Origin of the sequence: Parafrankia soli, assembly GCF_001854695.1 — a bacterium.
In the GTDB taxonomy this organism is placed as follows: Bacteria; Actinomycetota; Actinomycetes; order Frankiales; family Frankiaceae; genus Parafrankia; species Parafrankia soli.
In genome coordinates, this window is the sequence record NZ_MAXA01000052.1 from 1 (window position 1) to 7741 (window position 7741).

8 protein-coding genes are annotated in these 7741 nt (G+C 63.9%); 5 read left to right on the forward strand and 3 right to left on the reverse strand.

What is annotated here, in order from left to right; genetic code table 11:
* From BBK14_RS06700 to BBK14_RS37710, 5 genes are all read left to right on the forward strand, one after another.
* Positions 1 to 796: alpha/beta hydrolase domain-containing protein (locus tag BBK14_RS06700; RefSeq protein WP_275078450.1), on the forward strand; the 796-nt coding region annotated here is incomplete at its 5' end.
* A gap of 78 nt (positions 797 to 874) precedes the next feature.
* The gene (locus BBK14_RS34770) at positions 875 to 1735 is read left to right on the forward strand and encodes a response regulator (RefSeq protein WP_083390767.1); all 861 of its coding nucleotides are present in this window, start codon (positions 875 to 877) and stop codon (positions 1733 to 1735) included.
* Positions 1736 to 2082: 347 nt separating this feature from the next.
* The gene (locus tag BBK14_RS06705) at positions 2083 to 3339 is read left to right on the forward strand and encodes an ABC transporter substrate-binding protein (protein WP_071060319.1); all 1257 of its coding nucleotides are present in this window, start codon (positions 2083 to 2085) and stop codon (positions 3337 to 3339) included.
* A gap of 642 nt (positions 3340 to 3981) precedes the next feature.
* Positions 3982 to 4296 (forward strand): transposase, encoded by a 315-nt coding sequence (locus BBK14_RS37705; RefSeq protein ID WP_131802184.1) that lies wholly within the window; start codon positions 3982 to 3984, stop codon positions 4294 to 4296.
* Positions 4297 to 4398: 102 nt separating this feature from the next.
* Positions 4399 to 4911: a hypothetical protein gene (locus BBK14_RS37710; RefSeq protein WP_131802185.1), complete on the forward strand. Its 513-nt coding sequence runs from the start codon at positions 4399 to 4401 to the stop codon at positions 4909 to 4911.
* A 12-nt stretch (positions 4912 to 4923) separates the two neighbouring features.
* On the opposite strand, the gene BBK14_RS06715 is transcribed toward BBK14_RS37710, so the two are convergent.
* The 3 genes from BBK14_RS06715 to BBK14_RS06725 all read right to left on the reverse strand — a co-directional run bounded on the left by BBK14_RS06715 (position 4924) and on the right by BBK14_RS06725 (position 7392).
* Positions 4924 to 5907, reverse strand: coding sequence for an ISAs1 family transposase (locus BBK14_RS06715; protein ID WP_083390769.1), 984 nt, complete (start codon positions 5905 to 5907; stop codon positions 4924 to 4926).
* On the reverse strand, positions 5861 to 6145 hold the full coding sequence (locus BBK14_RS06720) for a transposase (protein WP_241831233.1): 285 nt from the start codon (positions 6143 to 6145) through the stop codon (positions 5861 to 5863). The genes BBK14_RS06715 and BBK14_RS06720 overlap by 47 nt, the downstream gene beginning before the upstream one ends.
* 179 nt (positions 6146 to 6324) lie before the next feature.
* The gene (locus tag BBK14_RS06725; protein WP_071060323.1) at positions 6325 to 7392 is read right to left on the reverse strand and encodes an integrase core domain-containing protein; all 1068 of its coding nucleotides are present in this window, start codon (positions 7390 to 7392) and stop codon (positions 6325 to 6327) included.
* Between the last annotated feature and the right edge of the window lie 349 nt (positions 7393 to 7741).

Below are 7741 nucleotides of genomic sequence, written 5' to 3' on the forward strand. Positions count from 1 at the left end.
GAAATACCTGCTCGCCGCCGGCGAATCCCAGTCGGCGTATGCCATGGTCACTTACATCAACGGGGTGCAGCCGCTCACCCAGGCATTCGACGGTTTCCTGGTCCACAGCAGAGGCAGCGGCGCCCTACCGCTCGTCGGGCCAGGCCAGTCCACCAGCCTCACCGACACCGCCGCGACCACACCGACACTCGTCCGAAGCGATACCGGCGTGCCTGTGCTCGACGTCCAGACCGAGGGTGACCTCACCGTCGTCCTGAACTCTCTGCGGGCGCGGCAGGATGACAGCAGCCGGTTTCGCCTCTGGGAGGTGGCCGGAGCCGCACACGCCGACGCCCACGCGCTCGGCCCGTTCGTGAATGCGCTCGACTGCGGGGTGCCAGTCAACAACGCCCCGACACACATCGTGGTGAAGGCCGCGATCCGTGCGCTCGAGACCTGGGTCCAGGCCGGGACCCCACCGCCCACCGCGCCGCGAATCACGGTCACCTCCGGCGGCAGTCCCGGCGTCGCCCGCGACACCGACGGCGTCGCCGAAGGCGGCATACGTACTCCGCCCGTCGCCGTGCCGGTCGATGTCCTGTCCGGTGCTCCCGCAACGAACGCCTCAGTGCTCTGTGAACTGTTCGGCTCGACGAACCCGCTGCCGGTCACGCGCATCGCCATGCTCTACCCCACGAAGGACGCCTACCTGCAGCGTTATACCGCCGCGGTCGACAAGACCATCGAGGCCGGTTTCGCGCTGACTGCCGACCGCGCCACACTGCTCGCCTACGCACAACCAGATCGCATCCACTGAGCGTCTCGACGCAGGTCATCGCCCTCCGCCGTACAGGCAGATTCAGACACACTTACCGGGCTGAAAGGCTGCGCATTCATGCCAACATCATACGTCTGTCGCCCTCACCCCGCCGGAGCGCGGTACGCACCAAAAAGCCAGATTGACACCCTGGTCGTCAGTGGCGACTCGTCGTATGCCGAGTCCATCAGGATGAACATCGAGAAGATCTCCGGATTTGCCGTTGGTGCGGTGACTCTCACTGGCGGCCAGTCCATACGGCTACTCACTCACAACTCGTATGATCTAGTCATACTCGACCTCGACCTGTCCGATATGGCTGGCCTTGAAGTATGTAGATCAATTCGGTCCCGTAGTGCGGGGCCGGACATAATCGTCGTCACCGCCGACCGTGAACTTGCAACAGTCCGAGTAGCCGTCTCCTACGGAGTCATTCATTACCTGGTGAAGCCTTTCGATTTTGCCGACTTCCGGGCCCGCCTCCACCGGTACGCGCTATTCCGACAGCAGGTCACGGATAATGCCACCGGACAGATAGGACAGCACGAGATCGATTCCGCTCTGGCCATGCTGTCGCCAGACCCCACGGCGCAGCCAAAAGCCCCGAAGGGCCTGACCACGGCGACACTCGATGCCATCGTCACGTGCCTGCGCGCGGCGTCCATGCCGGTCTCGTCGGACGACGTTGCCAGAACATTAGGCATTTCCCGAGTAACCGCCCGACGTTACCTCGAACGGTTGGCCCAGGAACGGCTGGCAATCCGCCGCCAACGTTATGGCCGGCCTGGACGCCCGGAGCACCTCTACTGTTGGCGGACAGGGGATCAAGGACCTGAAACCGTTCACATGGGCCAGGGGGCCCGAAGAGATCCCGGCAGTCTCCCCTTGCCAATCTTGAAGGGTCAGGGTCTGACTATGGTGCGTCCGGAACGAGGGTGAGGCGACGCGCGAGGAATCCGTGAACGCCGTGCCGGAGAGGGAAAATGGCATGCCCAATCTCGGCACGCGCGGAGAGGTTCCGGTAGTCTTGCCGAGAAAACAGCGAGGGTTTCTATCTATGCGTGGTGGGCTTGGCGGAGCCTTGAATCGTTAAGGTTGGTACCGCCGGGACCCCGTCCGCGCCCTTGAATACCCCTTCGTGTGTTGCGCGAGTTCGGAGAAGTCGGCGTCGACAGCACGGGCGGCCGAATACAGTGACAGACGCGGCAAGGCGCGCATAGTCTGCTCTACAGAGTAGCGAAATAGATACTTCTGGTCGCTACTCTTCGCCATTCCATGGAGAAGCGATGATTTTCGGTAGATTGTCGATACGATGGATAGTGTCGGTTGCAATTGTCGTTGTTGTGGYTGGCTGTACTTTGCCGGGCAGTGGGAAGCGGCGACCGGTGGTGGTTGGYTGTGACAGCCCGGGAGTCACCTCCGACCAGGTGAAACTGGGGTTGGTGTTCTCTGACTCGGGTATTGGTAGCACTGCACTTTCCTCGGCCCGGTCCGGGGTGGATGCTCGGATCAACCTGGCCAACGCTCAAGGTGGCATCCACGGTCGTAGGATTTTTTACCAGTGGCGCGATGACGCGAGTTCCTCGTCACAGAACGCGCTGGCCACTCAGGATCTTGTGCAACAGGAATCCGTGTTCGGTCTTGTGGCAGCTACCGCCTCGCTCGAAGGTTCACTGGCTCGTCTCGACGCGCAGGGCATCCCCGTGGTAGGTATCGCGCTTCCGTCTTGGAACAGGTATCGTAACCTTTTTTCCCACCTCTACATGCCCTCTCCGGTAACGGTCGCCCGCTATATCCAGGCCCACGGTGGGACGAGAATCGCTGTTGTTACCACTGGCACTGTAGCCTTAACCATGGAGACCATCACTCAGTACAAAAACGCCTTCAGTGCTCTCGGACTCGCCGCGACCGATCCCATCCCGTACACGAGCAGTAGCGACAGCCCGCAGCGCATAGTCCACCAGCTCGCTGCTATTCGCGCCGATGCCCTGATCGGCTTCACCGCGCCAGAGGATCTCGCTGACATCGTGCAGGCAGCTCGTGCCGCGAGCCTACACCTGAACGTCGGCGTTTCCCTGACCRGCTATGACAAAGCCCTTCTTCCCGCGTTCGGCCAAGCGCTGGCTGGTGTGTCGATCCCCGTGTATTTTCGTCCGTTCGAGGCGGGAGGCCCAGCCATCGACCGTTACCGCGACGCAATGACACTCTACGCGCCTGAAAGCATCGAACCCGACCAGCAGTTCGCCATGCTCGCCTACATATACACCGACCTGTTCCTACACGGACTTTACCTAGCCGGCACCTGCCCAACCCGTGAAGGGTTCATCAAGGCCCTACGGAGTGTCACTGACTATGACGCGGACGGTCTGATCTCGCCCGTCGACCTGAGTGCCAACTCTACCCGGCCCCTCGATTGTTTCGCGTTCGTYCGCGTCAACCCCACCGGCACCGCGTTCGATGTCGTAAATCAAAGACTCTGCTCCGACGGCTCGGAATCCCTGCCGCCGGGAAATGAATCAATGCCAACCGACCGTAGTCGGTAAGGAGACAGAGAAGTGAGCCTTTTTCGCGTGACTTTCGGTCACCGCGTGTGAGTGTCGCGGGGTGTAGTTGGCTACGGGTGAAGCTGAGGGCTGCGGCAAGGGGCTCTGTTCCCCCCGACTGGTGCCGTGATCAGACTGCCATGGCAAGTTCGGCGAAGGTAAGGATCTTTAATGGGTGGTGCGTGTCCACGCGCGAGTCCAGGCCGTGACGGCCGTGTGTGCGGGCTGTGGGGTCGAGTCCGCATGGGTGCACAGCCGGTACGAACGGCGGCTTACCGACGCTCCGGTTAGCGGACGGAAGCTGGTTGTGCACCTGCGGGTACGCCGGTTCTTCTGCGACGCGGACGGGTGCGCGCGCAAGACGTTCGCCGAGCAGGTTCCTGGGCTGACCGTCTACCTGACCGCCCGGTGGAACGCCGGTGTCACCAGCACCCGCCAGCTCCACCAGGAGCTGCGCGAGCGCGGTGTCGTCGTCAGCGAACGCACCATTCGCCGCTTCCTGATCCACCTCCGCGCGGGCCGCTCGGCGGCCCAGCTATCCGTGGACCCCACCCGACGCGAGGTCACCCGATCGATCACCCGCCATCCCGACGACGTCGATGACGATGACGATGACGATGACAAGATCCGACTCAAGGAGCTGTGCGACCGCTGCCCCGACCTCGACTCTCCGCCCGCGAACGGGTCGCTGCCTTCGTCGACGTACTCGTCCACCGACGCGGCGGCGCAGCGCTGGAGGCATGGGTCCAGCGGGCCGAGGCATGCGCCCTGCCTGAGCTACGCGGCTACGCCACCGGCCTGCGCTCCGACTGGGACGCGGTCGCCGCCGGTGTCACCCACGCGTGGAGCTCCGGCCAGGTTGAAGGGCAGGTCAACCGCATCAAAATGATTAAACGTCAAATGTCTGGACGAGCGAACCCCGACCTGCTCCGCACCCGTGAGCTCGCCGACCAATAAAGATCCAAATCGCAATTACGGAACTTGTGCCAGAGCCCAGTTCCAGGGCGTCGTCGGCGGCCAGGTGGCTGTGGGCGCCGGTCGTAGCGGATTGGACGAGTGGTGCGGGTCGACTATGAGGTGAAATATATGACTATGTCCGAAAGATTCGAACAGGTAGACGGCGTGGGACCGGTTGTCGGTGGGGCGTTGGTGCGGTGGGTGCAATACCAGGCGCCAGTGTTCGTACGGGTGCAGTCGGACGTGGACGGTCGAGGTGGCAGGGTCACCAAGGTGATCGTGGTTGCTGACCCCGGTGACCTACACCTCACTCGTGACGGCCATGGTCGTTTCCTGGTTTACGACAACGGCTTCGACCCGCTTCGACAGGATGACTCCCAGGCCGGCCTCAATCTTGTCCAGACGGTTTCGATCGCCGAGGACCGCCACCGCTGGCCCGATGGGCACCTCGTCGCCCTCGGGAACGGCTGGGACAGCGGACCCGACCCACGTATTGACCCCGCCTACTACCCCGACCGCAACTGCCTGTCATCACTGGTTGAGCCCGCCGAGGGCGGCACAGGTCTAGCCTGGGATGGTGGTGACCCAGGGTCTCACCAAGGTCGCTCGATGTAGCGACTCGCTGCGTTAAGTTGCGAGGAGCGTAAGGGCCCTGTTGCGGTCGCGGGCGATGAACTCGGTTGTCTCCTTGACTTTTGTAATGCCGTGGAGCCGGAAGAGGCTGAGCGCGAGATTTCGCAGAACAGCGAGAGTGCGTGGCCCGTTTCCTGAGTAGGTCTGGTTGGCGTCCTCGCGCCAGGTGGTGTCGCGCACGTAGCGCACCCGGTTCTCGATACCCCAATGTTGGCAGACGTGGGTGTGGATCGTTTCCGCGGACGCGTGGCGGCCATGCAGGCTGGTGATGATGAAGGCGTATTCCTTCGTGACTCTTCTGCCCGCGAGGTCGAACTCTTCCCGTCGGATGACGGCCACGGTGGCTGCGTTCGGGAAGTCGATGCCGTCGGCGGTGGTGGTCCAGGTCGTCCAGCGTATGATCCGTCCGTGGGAGCGTTCTTCGACCACATTTCCGGGATCTTCCTGGAGGAGTGGAAGGCATCGGGAGAAGACCTTGGCATGAAGGGTCGGCTGGTTCCCCTTCACATTCATCAAATAGTCGATGCCGCGTTTCTGAAGGTAGAGGGCGGTCTCGCGCTGGGTGTGGGCGGCGTCGAGGGTGACGATGGTCTGGCCAGGGGTGATGGCGATGTTCTCGAGCAGGTTCTCCACCTGGGTGATCTCGTTGGTGCCGTCGGGTACCTGGGTCTGGGCGACGACGACGCCCTCCCGGTGGAACATGGCGGAGAAGAGAGTGACCTGCTGGTTCTCGCCGGTCCAGGCTCCGCGCAGCACCTTGCCGTCGAGCGCGATCACGAGGTCGCCGTCGTCGTCCCGGGTGGCTCTCGCGAACAGCCACGCGCCGACGGCGAGGTCGAGCGCTGCTGCGTCTGTTTTCTCGAGAACACGTCGGATGATGGACTCGCTGGGCGCGACGAAACGCCTGTGGGTGCCGGAAACTGGGTTCGAGTTATGCGGCCTGCCGGTATTCGTGGATGAGCCCGCCGAGCCGATCATGTCGGACGGCCGAGGTGCCGGGCTCGGGCGGTGGGCTGGTGCCGGTGCTGAGCGGTGCCTGTTGTTGGAGTGACCGGTGGGGCCGGTGCTGGTTGTAGTGGTCGATGTAGGCGGTGAGGACGGCGGTGGCGTGTTGTTCGCCGAGGATGAGGAGGTGGTCGAGGCATTCGCGGCGGACGGTACCGACCCGGCGTTCCGCGAAAGCGTTCGCGACCGGGGTCCGCGTGGGTGTCCGCACGATATCGATGTTGTCGGTGGTGAAGACGGTGTCGAAGGCTGCGGTGAACTTCGTGTCGCGGTCACGGATGAGGAACCGGAACCGTCTCGCCCGCTCACCCAGAGCTATGGGCAGGTTACGGGTTTGCTGCGTGACCCTGTGGGGTGCCAGAACTCGGCCACCGGCGTTGATCTGGTCTTTTAGGCGGCTCGTTCGTATTCGTTGATCAGGCCACCGAGGACGGGTCGGTGCTTGATCCGTGCCGTCGTGACGTCGGCGATTGGATGGTCGGGCCGGGGTGGTTGAAGGCGGAGCGCGCGGTGCGGGCGTCGTCCGTTGTAGTGCCGTGCGTACTCGGCCAGGACGGTGCGCAGGTGCCGTTCACCGAAGATCAGCATCCGGTCGGTGGCTTCCGTCCGGACGGTGCGGACGAACCGTTCCGCGTAGGCGTTCGCGCGGGGGGTTCGGGGTGGGATCCTGACCGTGGTGATGCCGGCGTCGGCGAGGACCGCGTCGAACGACGCGGTGAACTGCCCCGCACGGTCGTGGATCAGGAACTGGAAGTCGACCGCCCGCTCACCGAGGTCCATCACAAGGTTGCGGATCTRCTGGGTGGTCCAGGGCCCGTCCGGGTGGGCGGTGACCCCGAGGATATGGACGGTGCGGGAGCCGACCTCGATGGCAAAGAAGCAGTACAGACGCCGCAGCGTCACCGCGCAGTCCACGTGGAAGAAGTCCACGGCCAGCATGGTCGCTGCCTGCGTGCGCAGGAACTGTCGCCATGTGGTGTCGGTCTGCCGTTTCGGAGCCGGTGGCAACCCGAGGCTCTTCAGGACCCGGCGGATCGTGGATGCGCTCACCCGGTGGCCGAGTTTGAGGAGCTCGCCCTGGATTCGCTGGTATCCCCATGTCGGGTTCTCGGTCGCGAGCCGCTTGATCAGCGTGGCGATCTCCTGGCTGATCGGTGGCCGTCCCGTCCGCTGCGGGTGGGCCCATTTCCGTGTGACCAGGCGGCGGTGCCACCGCAGGACGGTGCCGGGAGTGACCAGCCGGTGCGTTCGCAGTGCCCTGGCCAGGAGTCGGATCAGCGCGGCGAGGACCGCCCGGTCCGGCCAGTCCCACCGGGGCTTCGGGTGGGTACGGCGCAGCACCGCGACCTCATGCCGCAGCACCAGCAGCTCGATGTCCTTGGACGCCGACGAACGGCCGAGGAGAACCAGCCAGCCACACACCCGCACGAAGATCAGGTACAGCAGGCGGATGGACATAGTTGACCATCATGCCGGCTGCCGCACCGTCGCATCAGCCCAGCTCACGGGCCCAGGCCGACTTCTGGCACCCCGCAGGTCCTCTTCATCTTCATCGCGGGGACGGACCCGGGACGGGACGGGTTAGGCGTCGAGGTGGGCGTTGAGCTGCCCGCGRTCGTAGTCCGTTCGTGCGGCGTCGATGTCCTGGAGGTGCTTGGCGGAATCCGTCAAGCTGTTTGAGGCGAGTTGCTCGCAGATTTAGTTACCCGGCCTGGTCCGACTGGTCTGGCTCGTCACCGTCCTGCTGGGGTCGGTTGATCCACGCCGGTGTGGGGAGCTTCGGTGGGGTCGGTGGCCGGTGGACGAA